This is a genomic window from Streptomyces sp. NPDC006463 (genome assembly GCF_042870715.1).
Lineage (GTDB): Bacteria > Actinomycetota > Actinomycetes > Streptomycetales > Streptomycetaceae > Streptomyces.
The window spans coordinates 68,965-83,964 of sequence record NZ_JBIAHP010000014.1 but is presented as its reverse complement, the minus strand read 5'-3'; the positions used below and the strand labels follow the sequence as shown (position 1 = coordinate 83,964).

Annotated in this window: 13 protein-coding genes; 6 read left to right on the top strand and 7 right to left on the bottom strand. The window is 73.4% G+C overall.

Annotation, left to right across the window (positions count from 1 at the left end):
• Window positions 1-46 precede the first annotated feature (46 nt).
• Genes ACFYOB_RS25195 through ACFYOB_RS25185 form a run of 3 tightly spaced genes read right to left on the bottom strand, consistent with a single transcriptional unit; the run spans window position 47 to window position 3,387 of the window.
• Window positions 47-1,519, bottom strand: a complete 1,473-nt coding sequence (locus ACFYOB_RS25195) for a PTS transporter subunit EIIC (protein WP_388563024.1) — start codon at window positions 1,517-1,519, stop codon at window positions 47-49.
• Between the two features lie 32 nt (window positions 1,520-1,551).
• Window positions 1,552-2,499, bottom strand: coding sequence for an N-acetylmuramic acid 6-phosphate etherase (gene murQ / locus ACFYOB_RS25190; RefSeq protein WP_388563022.1), 948 nt, complete (start codon window positions 2,497-2,499; stop codon window positions 1,552-1,554).
• A gap of 42 nt (window positions 2,500-2,541) precedes the next feature.
• Window positions 2,542-3,387, bottom strand: a complete 846-nt coding sequence (locus tag ACFYOB_RS25185; protein ID WP_388563232.1) for a MurR/RpiR family transcriptional regulator — start codon at window positions 3,385-3,387, stop codon at window positions 2,542-2,544.
• 322 nt (window positions 3,388-3,709) lie between these two features.
• Here ACFYOB_RS25185 and ACFYOB_RS25180 point away from each other — a divergent pair, with 322 nt between their 5' ends.
• The 4 genes from ACFYOB_RS25180 (at window position 3,710) to ACFYOB_RS25165 (ending at window position 7,125) form a co-directional block, all read left to right on the top strand.
• Window positions 3,710-4,081 (top strand): hypothetical protein, encoded by a 372-nt coding sequence (locus ACFYOB_RS25180; RefSeq protein WP_388563020.1) that lies wholly within the window; start codon window positions 3,710-3,712, stop codon window positions 4,079-4,081.
• Complete coding sequence (locus tag ACFYOB_RS25175) at window positions 4,078-4,350, top strand: DUF4031 domain-containing protein (protein WP_388563018.1); 273 nt, start codon at window positions 4,078-4,080, stop codon at window positions 4,348-4,350. The genes ACFYOB_RS25180 and ACFYOB_RS25175 overlap by 4 nt, the downstream gene beginning before the upstream one ends.
• Before the next feature lie 85 nt (window positions 4,351-4,435).
• The gene (locus ACFYOB_RS25170) at window positions 4,436-5,593 is read left to right on the top strand and encodes a hypothetical protein (RefSeq protein ID WP_388563016.1); all 1,158 of its coding nucleotides are present in this window, start codon (window positions 4,436-4,438) and stop codon (window positions 5,591-5,593) included.
• Entirely contained in the window at window positions 5,581-7,125 is a 1,545-nt protein-coding gene (locus ACFYOB_RS25165; RefSeq protein WP_388563014.1) for a caspase family protein, read from the top strand. Before ACFYOB_RS25170 ends, ACFYOB_RS25165 begins: the two co-directional genes overlap by 13 nt.
• Here ACFYOB_RS25165 and ACFYOB_RS25160 read toward each other — a convergent pair.
• Complete coding sequence (locus tag ACFYOB_RS25160; RefSeq protein ID WP_388563230.1) at window positions 7,115-8,332, bottom strand: Cmx/CmrA family chloramphenicol efflux MFS transporter; 1,218 nt, start codon at window positions 8,330-8,332, stop codon at window positions 7,115-7,117. The two genes, ACFYOB_RS25165 and ACFYOB_RS25160, sit on opposite strands and share 11 nt — an antisense overlap.
• A gap of 141 nt (window positions 8,333-8,473) precedes the next feature.
• Window positions 8,474-9,124 carry a hypothetical protein gene (locus tag ACFYOB_RS25155; protein WP_388563012.1) on the bottom strand — a complete coding sequence of 217 codons (651 nt, stop codon included), beginning with the start codon at window positions 9,122-9,124 and terminating at the stop codon, window positions 8,474-8,476.
• A 110-nt stretch (window positions 9,125-9,234) separates the two neighbouring features.
• Here ACFYOB_RS25155 and ACFYOB_RS25150 point away from each other — a divergent pair, with 110 nt between their 5' ends.
• A complete protein-coding gene (locus ACFYOB_RS25150) occupies window positions 9,235-9,921 on the top strand; it encodes a copper homeostasis protein CutC (RefSeq protein ID WP_388563010.1) in 687 nt (228 codons plus the stop codon).
• 614 nt (window positions 9,922-10,535) lie between these two features.
• Here the strand turns inward: ACFYOB_RS25150 and ACFYOB_RS25145 are convergent.
• Entirely contained in the window at window positions 10,536-12,617 is a 2,082-nt protein-coding gene (locus ACFYOB_RS25145; RefSeq protein WP_388563008.1) for a HelD family protein, read from the bottom strand.
• A 312-nt stretch (window positions 12,618-12,929) separates the two neighbouring features.
• Here ACFYOB_RS25145 and ACFYOB_RS25140 point away from each other — a divergent pair, with 312 nt between their 5' ends.
• Window positions 12,930-13,115: a hypothetical protein gene (locus tag ACFYOB_RS25140; protein ID WP_388563006.1), complete on the top strand. Its 186-nt coding sequence runs from the start codon at window positions 12,930-12,932 to the stop codon at window positions 13,113-13,115.
• Window positions 13,116-13,293: 178 nt separating this feature from the next.
• On the opposite strand, the gene ACFYOB_RS25135 is transcribed toward ACFYOB_RS25140, so the two are convergent.
• Window positions 13,294-14,937 carry a DNA repair helicase XPB gene (locus ACFYOB_RS25135; protein WP_388563004.1) on the bottom strand — a complete coding sequence of 548 codons (1,644 nt, stop codon included), beginning with the start codon at window positions 14,935-14,937 and terminating at the stop codon, window positions 13,294-13,296.
• Window positions 14,938-15,000: the final 63 nt, after the last annotated feature.

Here is a 15,000-nt window from a genome sequence, read left to right as displayed (position 1 = left end):
CGCCCGGAGTGCCGGGCCGGGCCGCGTCAGGTCACGTCAGGTCAGGTCAGGTCAGGGCGGGCTCCTTCGGGGGCTCGGTCACCGGGTCCGGGGCGGGTTCGGGGTCGGTGTTCAGGTCGGTCAGCATGTGGCGGGTGAAGCCGAAGAAGTACGTGGCGACGAAGCCCACCAGGTAGCCCACTGCCAGGCCGCCCGCGTAGATGGCGATGGTCGCGCCCATGCCCGACTTGCCGTCCAGCAGCGGGAACAGGGCCCAGCCCGAGGGGCCGATGGCGGTGGAGCCGAAGGTGACGCCGAGCTGGTTGAAGAGGCCGACGAAGGCTCCGCCGGCCGCGCCGCCGATGCAGGCGGTCACGAAGGGGCGGCCGAGCGGCAGGGAGACACCGTAGATCAGGGGTTCGCCGACGCCCAGGAAACCGGCCGGGAGGGCGGACTTGATGGTCGTACGGAGGGAACGGTTGCGCGGGAGGCGGTAGTAGACCGCGATGGCCGCACCGACCTGGCCCGCGCCCGCCATGGCGAGGATGGGCAGCAGGACCGTGTAGCCGGACTGTTCGATGAGCGTGGTGTGGATGGGGATCAGGGCCTGGTGCAGGCCCAGCATGACGAGGGGCAGGAACAGTCCGCCGAGGACCAGGCCCGCGAAGGCGCCGCCGGTGGCGAGCAGCCGGTCGGCGAAGGTGCCGATGGCGGAGGAGGCCTCACCGGCGAGGAACATGAGGCCGAAGATCGTGGCCAGGCCGGAGACCAGGACGGTGAGGGTCGGGGTGACGAGGACGTCCAGGGCCTCGGGGACCCACCGGCGGCACCACTTCTCCACGTGCACGGCGAGCACGGCGGCCGCCAGCGCGCCGAGGACGCCGCCCTGGCCGGGGGAGAGCTGCTGCCCGAAGGCCTCGATCTTGGTGATGCCCGGGAAGACGATGATCGCGGCGACGGCGCCGCCCAGGACGGGCGTACCGCCGAACTCCTTGGCCGTGTTGTAGCCGACGAAGACCGCGATCAGCGACATGAAGCCGGAGGCGATGGCGGCGAGTGCCGGGACGACGGCGGGCAGCCAGCCCATGTTCGTCAGCACGCCGTTCAGGCCCGCGATGATGCCGCAGCCGATCAGGGCCGGGATCAGCGGGACGAAGATGTTGGCGATGCGGCGCAGGAACAGCTTGAAGGGGGTGGCGTTGCGCGCCTTGCGGGCTTCCTTGAGCGCCGCGCCCTGGGCGGCGAGGTCGTCCGCCGTGATCGGGTGCGGCGCGGCCCGGCGGCCCTCCTCGACCAGTGCCTCGAACTCCGGGGTGACGCGGGCGACTGCGCCCGGGCCCAGCACGATCTGGTACGTGTCGTCCTCGACCACGCCCAGGACCGCGGGCAGGGCCGCCAGGGCCTCGTCCTGGACCAGTGAGCGGTCGCGCAGGGTGATGCGCAGGCGGGTCATGCAGTGCGCGATCGAGGTGATGTTGTCCGGGCCGCCGACCAGAGGAAGGATCGCGGCGGCTGTGGCGCGGTTCTTGTCAGTGGACATGGTGGTGGTCGCCTTGCCGTAGGTGGGGGAGGTCAGCGGGTCCGGGCGTGGGCGTGCGGAGGGGCGAGGGCGAGGGCCGCGCGCAGGTGGCCCTTCGAGGCGGTGAGGAGATCGGCGGCGGCCGGGCCGTCGACGCCGCCGAGGATGACGAGGACGGCGTGCTTGACCTCGCCGTCGGTGGCGGTGAGCGCGGCCTCGATCTCGGCGTCGGGCGCGCCGGTGGCCAGGGCCACGATGCGGCGGGCGCGGGCGCGCAGTTTCTCGTTCGAGGAGCGCATGTCGACCATCAGGTTTCCGTAGGTCTTGCCCAGGCGGATCATGGTGATGGTCGAGATGAGGTTGAGGACCAGCTTCTGTGCGGTACCGGCCTTCAAGCGGGTCGACCCGGTGAGCAGTTCGGGGCCGACGACGACCTCGATGCCGTGTTCGGCGCCTGCGGCGAGCGCGGAGCCGGCGTTGCAGGAGAGGCCGACGGTGAGCGCGCCGCGCGTACGGGCGAACTCGACGGCGCCGATCGCGTACGGGGTGCGGCCGGAGGCGGAGATGCCGATGACGCTGTCGTCGGGGGAGAGGTCCAGCGCGATGAGGTCCTGCGCCGCCAGCTCCTCGGAGTCCTCGGCGCCCTCGACGGCCGTGACCATGGCGGAAGGGCCGCCCGCGATGAGGCCGACGACGTCCGCCGGGTCGGTGTTGAAGGTGGGCGGGCACTCGCTGGCGTCCAGGACGCCCATCCGGCCGGCCGTACCGGCGCCCGCGTAGACCAGGCGCCCGCCGCGTGCCATGCGTGCCGCGATCGCGTCGATGGCGGCGGCGATCAGCGGCAGCTGCGCGGCGACGGCGGCCGGGACGGTGGCGTCCTCGGCGTTCATGGTGCGGGCGATGTCGAGGGTGGACAGCCGGTCGATCTCGGCCAGTTCGGGCCGGAACGCCTCGGTGGTGAGAGTCTCCAGCTGGGCGCGGAGTTCGGCGTACGCGGTCATGGGCGCGGCTCCTGGCGGTTCGGCGGGCGGTCCGGCGGGTGTTCAGCGGGTGGTGCGGTGGCGGTGGGCGAGTGCTTCGTACGAGGCGGCGAGCGCGGGCGCGGCCCGCTCGTACGTCTGCTGCGCGACGGCGACGAACAGGCAGTCCACGACGAGGAGCTGGCTGGTCCGGCTGGACATCGCGGCCGGGCGCAGCTGGGTCTCGCGGGCGGCGGACGTGGCCAGGACGTGGTCGGCGTAGTGGGTGACGGCGGAACCGGGGCGGGCGGTGAGGGCGATGGTCGCGGCGCCGTGCTCGAAGGCGACGCGCAGCGGCTCGATGACGTCGCCCGTCGAGCCGGAGTGGGTGACGGCGACGGCCACGTCGCCGGGACGAAGCTGGACGGCGTTGGTGACGGCGAGGTGGGGGTCGCTGTGGGCGTGCGCGATCAGGCCGATGCGCAGCAGCTTCTGGGCGAGGTCCTGGCCGACGAGCGCGGACGCGCCGATGCCGTAGATGTCGATGCGGCGGGCGGTCGCGAGGGCGGTGACGGCGGCGGCCAGCTGGGTCAGGTCGAGCGCGGCGGCGGTGTCGGCGAGGGTCTGCGCCTCCTCGTGGGCCAGTTTGGCGACGACGTCGGCGAGGGAGTCGTCGACGGCTATGTCGACGGTGACGGCGGGGGCGGCCCCGGATTCCTGCTGGGCGGCGAGGGCGGCAAGGGCGAGGCGCAGGTCGCGGTAGCCGGGGTAGCCGAGCAGGCGGGCGGTGCGGACGACGGTGGCTTCGCTGGTGCCGGTGTGTTCGGCGAGGGCGGAGACGGTGAGCCGGGCGCAGCCCGCGGGGTCGGCGGCGACGGCTTCGGCGACGGCCAGCATGGACGGGGTCATCGAGGGGGCGAGGCTGCGCACGCGCGCCCGGAGGGAGGATGCGGGCGGGGCCGGCGTGAGCGGGGACGGCTCTGCGGTCCGGGGGGCCCGAGCTTCGGCGGGGGCTTCGGCGGCATGGGCTTCGGCGGCCCCGGCCCCGCGGTGGTGGGCCGCGGCCCCCGTGCCGGCCGCCGCTCGGGTCTTGGCGCCGGTCTCCGCCTTGACGCCCGTCTCGCTGAAAGTTTCTTTCGCTGTCTCGCTCACACCTGAAACTTATTTTCGGACCGTGTGGGGGTCAAGGCGCCATGAGGCCCCCGGAAAATGGACCTACGCCACATGGCCCACACGGGGTCACAATGGGCCCATGGACCACGCGACCCCCCTGGAACAGGCGCTGCACGTCGCACGTGCACTTGTTCTCGCCGATCTCGCCGCCGGTGAGGTCGCCGATGCCGATGTCGTCTCCCTCGTCGAGGACTCGGTCACGCACCGCCGGTGGTGGGTGGAGCAGTGGCCGGAGGGTGTCGACTACCTGGCCGGACTCGTCGCCCAGGACGTGCAGGACGCGTTGCTGGAGAAGTACGGGCGCTGGCCGCTCTGTCCCGTCTGCGCGCACGGTGATCCGCACGCGCTGGACGTGGAGCCGGAACTGGGACCCGACCCGCACTGGGTGTGCTCGGAGGCGGGCGTGAGAGTGGCGGCGGTGGGCGGCCTCGGGCCGGTCTTCCAGCGGTGACCGTCTACATCGACCCGCCGACCTGGCCGGGCCACGGCCGCATGTGGTCGCACCTGGTCAGCGACGTCTCGTACGAGGAACTGCACGCCTTCGCGGCGGCCATCGGCTGCCCGCCGCGGGCCTTCGAACGGGACCACTACGACGTGCCCTCGTACCGGTACGCGGACGCGGTGCGGGCGGGCGCGGTGGAGATCGGCAGCAAGGAACTGGTCCGCCGCCTCACGGCGGCGGGCCTGCGACGGCCGAAACATCGCCCGCCGATGGCCTGAATGCCCGTCATCTCTCCTGCGTTCAGGGGAATTTGCTGCATTAGGATGACCGCGGTTCGGCCACTCGTATGACATGAGGGGGATCGTGCGTCGGTCAGTGCTGTTCGTACACGGGACCGGGGTCCGAGAGGCTTCGTACACGGAGACCTTCGGCGCGGTCCGGGCCCGGCTCGGAGAGATCCGGCCCGGGCTGGAGGTCCGCGGCTGTTTCTGGGGCCGGGAGCAGGGCGCGGCCTTGGCCCTCGACGGTGCCTCCGTCCCCCGCTACCGGCAGACACGCGGCGGTACGGCGGAGGACGACGAGATCGCGGTCTGGGACGTCCTGTACGAGGATCCCTGGTACGAGCTGCGGCTGCTCGGACTGCAGCCCGTGGAGGCGTCCGGGCTGGGATTCGGGCTGCCGCCCTCCGAGGAGTTCCTCGCCGAAGTCACCGGGTACACCCCGGCGCCCGCGGTGGTCGAGGCCTTCGCCGCTCGGGGCCTGGCCGAGGAGTTCACCGAGGCGCTGCGGGTCGTGGTGCGGGCGCCCGAGCTGCACGACGCCGCCTCCACCGTGGATGTTGACGGAACCGAGCACCGGCGGGCCGTGGCCCGTGCCGTGGTGGCCATGACGCTCGCCCTCGCCTTCGAGCGGGGCGCCGAGGTCTCCGGCATCGTGCGCGACGCGCTGCTCGCCACGCTCGGCGCCGACCTGTATGCCGAGGGCCGGTCCATCAGCGGGTTCCTCGCCAAGGCGCTCGCCCGGCCCGTCGGCTGGCGAGGCCGGTACCGGCGCGGGGCGTGGGGCGACGCCACCCTGCCGGCCATCGGCGACATCCTGCGGTACCAGGCGCGCGGCCAGGGCGTACGCGACCAGATCAAGCGGACGATCGAGAACACCCCGGGGGACGCGATCACCGTGATCGCGCACAGTCTCGGCGGGGTCGCCTGCGTCGACCTGCTGGTACGCGAGCGGCTGGAACGGGTGGACCAGCTGATCACCGTGGGCTCGCAGGCGCCGTACTTCTACGAGATCGGGGCCCTGGTCTCGCTCGAACACCCCGAGACCCTGCCGCCCGGCTTCCCGGCGAAGTGGCTGAACATCTACGACGGCCGCGACCTCCTCTCGTACCAGGCCGCGAAGGTGTTCCCGGGGCGTGCCGACGACCACCGGGTGGACAACCGGCAGCCCTTCCCCTGGGCGCACACCACGTACTGGTCCAACCCCGATGTCTGGAACGCTGTCGACACATGGCTGAGCTGACCGCCCCCGACCCGGCGCGCGTGCACGCCTTCGTGGTCGGTATCGAGCACTTCCCGCGCATCAAGGGAAGAGACCTGCCCGGCGCTGCCGCCGACGCGATGCGCCTCGCCCGCTGGCTGCGCAGGCGAGGGGTTCCCGCCGGGAACATCAGGCTGCTGCTGGCGCCGATGGCCGGGTCCTGGGCCGACCTCAACGCCCAGGCGGCGGAGCTGGGTCTCGACATCGAGCCCATCGCCTCCCGCGACCAGATCATCGACAAGCTCGCACCGGTGCAGACCGTGCCCGAGGGCGACGTCCTGTACGTGTACTGGGGCGGCCACGGCGTACTGGACCGGGGCGACCGCCGACTGCTGCTCTGCCCGGACGCTTCGGACAGCGAGCCGCGCTGCCTGGACCTGATGGACCTGCGGGACTACCTGACCCGGCCGGACGTGGCGCGCTGCCGCAGGCAGGTCTTCCTCGTCGACGCCTGCGCGACCTTCGTCCAGGACAACCAGGCCAAGCCGGTCGTCGCGGCTTTGCCGGCGGGCAAGCGGACGGCCGTGGAGCAGTTCATGCTGCTCGCCGCCGCGTCCGGACAGGCTGCCACGCAGCGCACCGCCGAGCGGAGCGGGGCCTTCTCGACCGCCGTCATGGACTGGCTGGAGGAGCACTCGCCGAGTCTCGCCACCGACCTCGATGCGCTCGTCGCACACGTCAAGGAGCACTTCACCGGGCACCGCCTCGGCACCCGGCAGCTCCAGACCCCGGTGACTCTGGTGATCCAGCCCTTCGGCGGCGATGTGGAGGTCCGGCAGCCGTCGGCACGCCCGGGCGGCGAGCCGGCCGAAGCCGCTGCGGAGCCGAAGCCGGAGCAGGCGCGGGCCGGCGCGGTCCGGCGGGCGGCAGCCGTGTGGGCCGGTGCTGCCGTCCTGGTGGTCGTCGCCGTGGTGGCCGCCGTGGCATCGAACGGATGGCCGGGCGGGGACGGGCCGCGCGGGCAGGCCGCGCCCGGCGGTTCGGCGGCGGCGCAGCCGAGTGCACCGGGCACCGCGTCCGCGTCCGCCTCCGGTTCGGCCTCGCCCTCTCCCTCGGCGAGTGGCTCCGTGACGCCGAGCACGCAGGCCGCTTCGGGGCCTCCGGCACCGCAGGCGCAGGCCGCCGGGGCGGCTACGGCGGGGGTTCCGGAGTCGTGCGCCGCCTACCGCCCCGCGGAAGCTTCGAAGGTCAGCGAGAAGGCCTGTTCCGTGCGGGAGGGCGCGACGGTCTCCATGCGCGCCTACGTCAGCGCCGACGTCCCGACCAAGGTCACCGTGTACGTCTGGCTGAGCCTGAAGGACGGCAACAAGTACCTGTATCCCGCCGGTGGACCGAAGTCCTGGAGCCTCACCGCCGGTCCGGAACCGCAGATGCGGACGGAGCAGGTCACCATCCCGCTCACATCCGGCACCGAATACGAGGTGCACGTCAGCACCAAAATCCCGGGCGCGAACCCGCCGAATGCCCAGAACAACCCGGATGTCACCGGACACGGGCAGTGGTTCAGGTACTGACGCTGTCCGCCGTTGCCGGGTGGGCGGGCGACGCGGCGACGATCCGCGTCGGGGACGGTGGCGTACGGCGGTCCAGGCGCAGCGCGATCGCGGTGAGGGCGATGGCGGTGACCGTCATCGCCGCGCCCGCCCACGCGGTGGCGGCGAAGCCGAGGCCCGCGTCGATGACGGTGCCGCCGAGCCAGGGGCCGCCGGTGTTGCCGAGGTTGAAGGCGGCCGTGGTGGTGGCTCCGGCCAGGGTCGGGGCGGCGCCGGCCACGTTGAACATGCGGGCGTTGAGCGCGGGGGCGGTGAAGAAGGTCGAGACGCCGAGCAGGAACGACAGGGCGATCGCCGCGGCCTGCGCCGACGCGAGCAGGGCGAGCCCCGTCAGGAAGACGGTCGACGCGGTGATGCCCCAGATCATCACGCCGAACAGGTGCGCGTCGGCGACCCTGCCGCCGATGGTGGTGCCGACCAGCGCGCCGACGCCGAAGAGGCCGAGGATCCACGGGACCCAGCCGGAGTCCAGCCCCGCCACTTCGGTGAGCAGCGGTGACAGGTAGCTGAAGGCGCAGAAGACGCCGCCCGCGGCCAGGGCCGTGATGCCGATGGAGAGCCACACCTGGCGGTCGCGGTAGATGCGCAGCTCCCGCCCGAGCGAGGGCTTCTCGGCGGGCAGCGGGATCTTCGGGATCAGCGCCAGGATGCCGGCGAGGGCGATCGCGGAGGCCGCGCCGACCGACCAGAACGCGGAGCGCCAGCCCAGGTGCTCGCCGAGGAAGGCGCCGGCGGGCACGCCGAGGACGTTCGCGATGGACAGGCCGCCGATCATGACGGCCATCGCGCGGGCCCGCTGGTCCTTGTCGACCATGGCGATGGCCACGGCCGCACCGACGGCCCAGAAGCCTGCGCAGGCGAGGGCGGAGATCACGCGGGAGGCGAAGAGGAACTCGTACGAGGAGGCCAGCGCGCCCGCGACCTGCCCGAGGCCGAAGAGGCTGATGAGGGAGATGAGGGTGGTGCGGCGCGGGAGGCGCAGGGTGGCCACGGCCAGCAGCGGCGCCCCGACGACCATGCCGATCGCGAAGGCGGATATGAGCAGGCCCGCCTGCGGGATCGTGACGTCCATGTCCTCGGCGATGGGTGGCAGCAGCCCGGAGAGCATGAACTCGCTGGTGCCGAGTGCGAACACGGACAGGCCGAGGACGTAGACGGCGACGGGCATGCGGGGGCGTGCGGCGGCTGCGGGCATGACTCTCCCCAACCACGGCGAACGTGATCGAATTCCCGCGACCTGACAGACATGACGGACCTGACACACCTGACACACCTGACAGACCTGACGGACCTGCCCGCCCCGCCCGACCTACGCGAGCCCGGCGAGCTCCGCCGCGAGGTTGGCGCGGGCCGGGGCCTCCCAGTGCGCGGTGCCGTACGGCGTACGGAAGAGCCTCGGCAGGGCGAGCAGCTGCCGGAGCACGGCGGCGCGGCCGGCGCGGAAGGCGTCGTCCGGGACGAAGCCGTACTCGGCGCGCACGGCGGCCGCGTACGCCGCGTACGCCTCGGGGTCTGCGGCCAGGACGGCCAGGTCCGCGTCGCAGAGCACCTCGCCGTCGGCGTCGCCGGGGGCGGGGTCGTGGGTGACGGTGAGCCGGACCAGCCGGGCCACCTCGGCGGTGCGGTCGGCGTCGATGCCCAGCTCGGGCAGGGCCCGTTCGGCCATGACGGCGCTGCGCTCCTCGTTCTCGGAGCGGTCGGGGCGGTACACGGCGTCGTGGAACCAGGCGGCGAGCTCGACCGCGGCGGGGTCGGCCGCGTAAGGCGCCAGTACGTCTATCCGCTCCAGTACGTCGGCCAGGTGAGCGGTGGTGTGGTACCGGCGCTGCGGCTCCGCCCAGGCGGCGAGGAGGCGGTCGGCGTAGGGAGCGGGGTCGCCGCTCGCCCCGGCGGCGATGGCACTCGCGTGCCAGCGGGCGCGGAGAGCGGTGGTGCCGGTGCGCGGGGTACTGGTGTCCATGCGCACATTGTGGGGGCGGCGCGATTGTGCTGGTGGAGCGAGGGCGGAGGCCCGTACTCTTAATATTGGACTAGACCTATTTTCGCGTACCGGACGAAGGACGGCATCGAATGAGCAACCGTGCACTCCTGGAGGTGATCGCCCTCGACGCGGAGGACGCGGTCGCGGCCCAGGCCGGTGGGGCGGACCGACTGGAGCTGGTCACCGACATGGCCGCCGACGGGCTCACCCCGCCGCGCGAGACCTTCGCGGCGATCAGAGCGGCGGTCGACATCCCGCTGCGCGTGATGCTCCGCCTGTCGGACGGCTTCGCCGCCGGTGACGTCTCCAGGCTGGTCCGGGCGGCGCGGGAGCTGCGGGCGGAGGGGGCGCAGGAGTTCGTACTCGGCTTCCTGAACCCGGACGGGAGCCCGGACCTCGCGGCGGTCGAGGCGCTCTTGGCGGAGCTCGACGGGTGCCGCTGGACCTTCCACCGGGCGATCGACCGCGCGGCGGACCGCGACGGCCTGCGCAAGGCGCTGGCCGACCTGCCCGGTCTGGACACCTACCTGACGGCGGGCTCGGCGGCCGGGGTCGACGAGGGCCTTGCGGTGCTGGTCGCCGAGGCGGCGCGGAGCGGCGAGCCGGGGTACGGGGCGCGGATCCTGGTCGGCGGCGGCCTGACCCTCGCCCACCTGCCGGTGCTGCGCGGGGCGGGCATCGACGGCTTCCACATCGGCGGCGCGGCCCGCCCCGACGGATGGGGCCGGCCGGTCTCGGCCGCCGCCGTCGCCGAGTGGCGGGCGGCCCTGGCCTGACCGGCGCGGCACCGCCCCGCAGCCACCGGCGCGCAGGGACCGGCGCGCAGCCACCGGCGCGCAGGGACCGGCGCGCAGGCACCGCCCCGCAGGCATCGGCCCGCAGGGACCGCCCCGCAGGGACCGGCGCGCAGGGATTGGCGCGCAGGCTCCGCCCCGCAGGGCCCGGCGCGCAGGGACCGCCCCGCAGGCATCGGCGTGCAGGGACCGGCGCGCAGGCTCCGGCCCGCAGGCACCGGCGCGCAGCCACCGCCCCGCAGCCACCGCCCCGCAGGCACCGCCCCGCAGGCATCGGCCCGCAGCCACCGCCACGCAGGGACCGGCGTGCAGGGGTTGGCGCGCAGGCTCCGCCCCGCAGGGGCCGGCGCGCAGGGATTGGCGTGCAGGGCCCGGCGCGCAGGCACCGCCCGGCAGGGCCCGGCGCGCAGGCACCGCCCGGCAGGGCCCGGCGCGCAGGCTCCGCCCCGCAGGCATCGGCCCGCAGGGACCGGCGCGCAGGGACCGGCGCGCAGGGACCGGCGCGCAGGGACCGGCGCGCAGGGACCGGCGCGCAGGCTCCGCCCGGCAGGCTCCGCCCCGCAGGGCGGAGCCTCAGGAGGCCGGACAGTCGCAGGTCAGGCCAGGGCCGTCGGCAGCGGGGCCGAGTGGAGGGCCGTCAGGCCCGAGACGGCGCGGGTGAGGCAGACGTACAGCCGGCGCAGGCCCGTGCGCTCGTCCGGCTCGCCGTCCACGATCGCCGCAGGCTCGTCCAGGACCACGTAGTCGTACTCCAGACCCTTCGCCAGCGACGCCGGCACCAGCGTCAGCCGGGCCTGCGCCGTCGTCTCCTCACCCGGCGACAGGTACGGCAGGCCGGCCTCGCGCAGGGCGTCGGCCAGCACCGGGATCCGGGCGTCCGCCGCGATCAGGCCGATCGAGCCCTCCCGGGCGAGGGACTCGCGGCACGCCGAGACCACCGCCGCCGTCAGGTCCGCCGCCTCCGCCGTCCGCGAGATCCGCAGCGAGCCCGGCGTCTCGCGGACCGAGGAGACCGGGGCCAGCCCCGGGGAGATCGACGGCAGCAGGCGGGAGGCGTACGCGATCACCTCGCGCGGCACGCGGAAGCCCGCCGTCAGCTCCTCCAGCACCGCCTGCGGCTTCCCGAGGTGGGTCAGCGCCTCGTCCCAGCTGCGCGTGGCCCACGGGGTGGTGCCCTGCGCGAGGTCGCCCAGCACCGTCGCCGAACCCGTCGTGCAACGCCGCCCCACCGCCCGGTACTGCATCGGCGACAGGTCCTGCGCCTCGTCGAGGACCACATGCCCCAGGGAGTGCGTGCGCTCGACGAGGTCGGTCGCCTCGTCGATCAGGACCAGGTCCGCCGCCGACCACTTCGCCGACTTCACGGTCCTCGGCGGCTTCGGCCAAAGCAGGAGCTTCTGCTCGTCCGCCGTGAGGACGTCCTGCGCGTGCAGCGCGAGGAAATCCGGGTCGGACAGCAGACGGAGCACCAGCTTCGCCGGTTCGACCGGCGGCCAGATCTCCTTCACCGCCGCTTTCACCGCGGGATTGCGGGCCACCGCGTCCTGCACGCGGTCGTCCGGCGCCTCGCCCGCCTGCTCCATCCGTACGAGGACCGCGTGCGCGATCCGCTGCGGCAGCGCGTCGCGGGCCGCGCCGTAGCGGATGTCGCGGTCCTGGAGCTCCTGCACCATCTCCGCGAGCTCGTACGAGGGCACCCGCCAGCGGCGCGAACCGCGGACCACCATCAGCGCCTCGGTGGGCTGCGTGACATGTGATTCGAGCGCGCGGCGCAGCACCTGCGCCATCCGGGCGTCGCCCTTGACCACGGCGGTTTCGGCCGGGTCCGTGCCGCGTACCTCCAGGCCGCCCTGCGCCACCAGGTCGTCGACGGTGGCCTGCTTGACCTCCAGCTCGCCCAGTGCGGGCAGGACCTGCTCGATGTACTGCAGGAAGGACCGGTTCGGCCCGATGACCAGGGTGCCCGTACGCGCGAGCCGGTCGCGGTGCGCGTACAGCAGGTACGCCACCCGGTGCAGGCCGACCGCCGTCTTCCCGGTGCCGGGGCCGCCCTGCACGCAGACGGAGCCGGACAGGCCGGAACGCACGATCTCGTCCTGCTCGGGCTGGATCGTCGCGACGATGTCCCGCATGGGGCCGACGCGCGGGCGCTCGATCTCCTGCTGGAGCAGCTTGCTGACCGCGGCCGCCTCGGCCGGGTCCGACAGGTGCTCGTCCTCGTACGCCGTCAGCTCGCCGCCCGTGTAGCCGAAGCGGCGGCGCAGCGCGATGTCCTGCGGGTCGGTCTTGGAGGCGCGGTAGAACGGCTGGGAGACGGGCGCGCGCCAGTCGATGACCATCGGGTCGCCGTCGGCGTCGTGGACGTGGCGGCGGCCGATGTAGAACTGCTCGCCCTCCGCGCCCTCGGCGAGCTCCGCGCCCGGGGCGTGCAGGTAGTTCAGGCGGCCGAAGAAGAGCGGGGTGTGGGCCAGGTCGGCGAGGGCCTTGATCCGGTCGTCGATCTGGGCCTGGAGGACGATCGCGTTGACCCAGTTCGCGGTGACGTCGCGGATGTCGAGGGCCTCGACGTCGGCGCGCATGGCGCGCAGCGCGGCGCGCGAGGCGGTGAGGTGGGCCCGCTCGCGCGAGAGCGGGTCGATGTCGGATGCGGGGTCGGATGCGGGGGCGTGCGCGGGCACGGGACTGCCTCCAGCTGCTGGTACGGAACAGATGGCCCGCCGGTTCCGACCGGCGGGCGGCTCTCCCCGATGAGGCGGCGGGAGGCGGCAAGAGCGGAGATTCTAGCCAGGGGGCCCGGTCCGCGCGAATGGATTACCGGGATCGGAAGTCCGTTTCCCGCGGGACCTCCGTCCGGGTGGCGGGGGCCGCAGGCGTCAGACCTGCGGCATAGCCACTAGGGGACGGCATGGGCCGGGAGGAGGAGGCGGGACGCCCGGGGGTTACGCCCCGGGAGCGATGTGGCGGGCGGCCCGGAAGCGCACCATGGAGACATGAGCACCGCAACCTTCACCCCGATCCGGGGCGGCCGCCCTAGCGGCGCCACCGCCACCTCCGACTCCCATCCGCGCTTCGGCTTCGGCAGCGTGCTGCGGGCGGCGAAGATCTTCGCGGAGACCACCGTCCGCGTCGTCGTCCTGGGCGAATACGCCGAGGACGCGGGCGTCGTCCGCCGCTGAGCCGGGACAGGCCGCCGGGGCCGCGCGAGCCCGCCGCCCCCGTTGTCCCAGCCACTGGCCGTCACCGCTCCCCGCCGCGGGTTGCGTCCGCCGACCTCCGCCCTGCCCGTCGGGGGCGGTAGCTGGGGGGAGATCGAGGCGCGGGGTCTGGGGCGGAGCCCCAGCCGGCACCCGGAGGCTAGTCCGTCGCCAGCAGCTCGTCGGCGTCCATGATCCGGTAGGCATAGCCCTGCTCGGCCAGGAAGCGCTGGCGGTGCGCCGCGAAGTCCTGGTCGATGGTGTCGCGCGCGACCACCGAGTAGAACCGCGCCTCGTGGCCGTCCGCCTTCGGCCGCAGCACGCGGCCCAGACGCTGAGCCTCCTCCTGGCGCGAGCCGAAGGTGCCGGACACCTGGATGGCGACCGTCGCCTCGGGCAGGTCGATCGAGAAGTTCGCGACCTTCGACACGACCAGCACGCTGATCTCGCCCTCGCGGAAGGCGTCGAAGAGCTTCTCGCGCTGCGCGTTGGAGGTCTCGCCCTTGATGACCGGCGCGTCCAGGTGCTCGCCGAGCTCGTCGAGCTGGTCGATGTACTGCCCGATGACCAGCGTCTGCTCGCCCTGGTGCTTGGCGACCAGCGCCTCGGTGACCTTCCGCTTCGTCGCCGTCGTCGCGCAGAAGCGGTACTTCTCCTCCGTCTCGGCGGTCGCGTACGCGAGGCGCTCCGACTCGGTCAGATTGACCCGGACCTCGACGCAGTCGGCGGGCGCGATGTAACCCTGCGCCTCGATCTCCTTCCACGGCGCGTCGAACCGCTTCGGCCCGATGAGGGAGAAGACGTCCGACTCGCGGCCGTCCTCCCGTACGAGCGTGGCCGTCAGGCCGAGGCGACGACGGGCCTGGAGGTCCGCGGTGAACTTGAAGACCGGCGCGGGCAGCAGGTGCACCTCGTCGTAGACGATCAGGCCCCAGTCCCGGGAGTCGAAGAGCTCCAGGTGCGGGTAGACGCCCTTCCGCTTCGTCGTCAGGACCTGGTACGTGGCGATCGTGACGGGGCGGATCTCCTTCCGCGTACCGCTGTACTCGCCGATCTCGTCCTCCGTCAGCGAGGTCCGCTTGACCAGCTCGTGCTTCCACTGGCGGGCCGAGACGGTGTTCGTGACCAGGATCAGCGTCGTCGCCTTGGCCTTCGCCATCGCCCCGGCGCCGACCAGCGTCTTGCCGGCGCCGCAGGGCAGCACGACCACACCGGAGCCGCCGTGCCAGAAGCCCTCGACGGCCTGCTGCTGGTACGGGCGCAGCGCCCAGCCGTCCTCGGCCAGGTCGATCTGGTGCGCCTCGCCGTCGACGTATCCGGCGAGGTCCTCGGCCGGCCAGCCCAGCTTGAGCAGCGTCTGCTTGATCTGCCCGCGCTCGGAGGGGTGCACTGCCACGGTGTCCGGGTCGAGCCGCGCACCGACGAGCGGGGCGATCTTCTTGGACCGCAGGATCTCCTCCAGCACCGGCCGGTCGGTGCTGGTCAGGACCAGCCCGTGCACGGGGTGCTTGGAGAGGGTGAGACGGCCGTAGCGGGCCATGGTCTCGGCGACGTCGACGAGCAGCGCGTGCGGGACGGGGTAGCGCGAGAACTCGACGAGCGCGTCGACGACCTGCTCGGCGTCGTGCCCGGCGGCCCGCGCGTTCCACAGGCCGAGGGGGGTGATCCGGTACGTGTGGATGTGCTCGGGAGCCCGCTCCAGCTCGGCGAAGGGAGCGATGGCGCGCCGCGCGGCTCCGGCGAGCTCGTGGTCGACCTCGAGAAGGAGTGTTTTGTCGCTCTGGACGATGAGTGGACCATTCACGCGCGGCGCCCCGTTTCATTCAGGTCAAACCTCCAGTGTGCCGTATCGCCGCGCGGGCCGGGA

Coding starts and splice junctions, on each gene's coding strand:
- ACFYOB_RS25195 (WP_388563024.1), bottom strand. CDS start 1,519: ATGTCCACTGACAAGAACCGCGCCACAGCCGCCGCGATCCTTCCTCTG.
- murQ (WP_388563022.1), bottom strand. CDS start 2,499: ATGACCGCGTACGCCGAACTCCGCGCCCAGCTGGAGACTCTCACCACC.
- ACFYOB_RS25180 (WP_388563020.1), top strand. CDS start 3,710: ATGGACCACGCGACCCCCCTGGAACAGGCGCTGCACGTCGCACGTGCA.
- ACFYOB_RS25165 (WP_388563014.1), top strand. CDS start 5,581: ATGGCTGAGCTGACCGCCCCCGACCCGGCGCGCGTGCACGCCTTCGTG.
- ACFYOB_RS25160 (WP_388563230.1), bottom strand. CDS start 8,332: ATGCCCGTCGCCGTCTACGTCCTCGGCCTGTCCGTGTTCGCACTCGGC.
- ACFYOB_RS25155 (WP_388563012.1), bottom strand. CDS start 9,124: ATGGACACCAGTACCCCGCGCACCGGCACCACCGCTCTCCGCGCCCGC.
- ACFYOB_RS25150 (WP_388563010.1), top strand. CDS start 9,235: ATGAGCAACCGTGCACTCCTGGAGGTGATCGCCCTCGACGCGGAGGAC.
- ACFYOB_RS25140 (WP_388563006.1), top strand. CDS start 12,930: ATGAGCACCGCAACCTTCACCCCGATCCGGGGCGGCCGCCCTAGCGGC.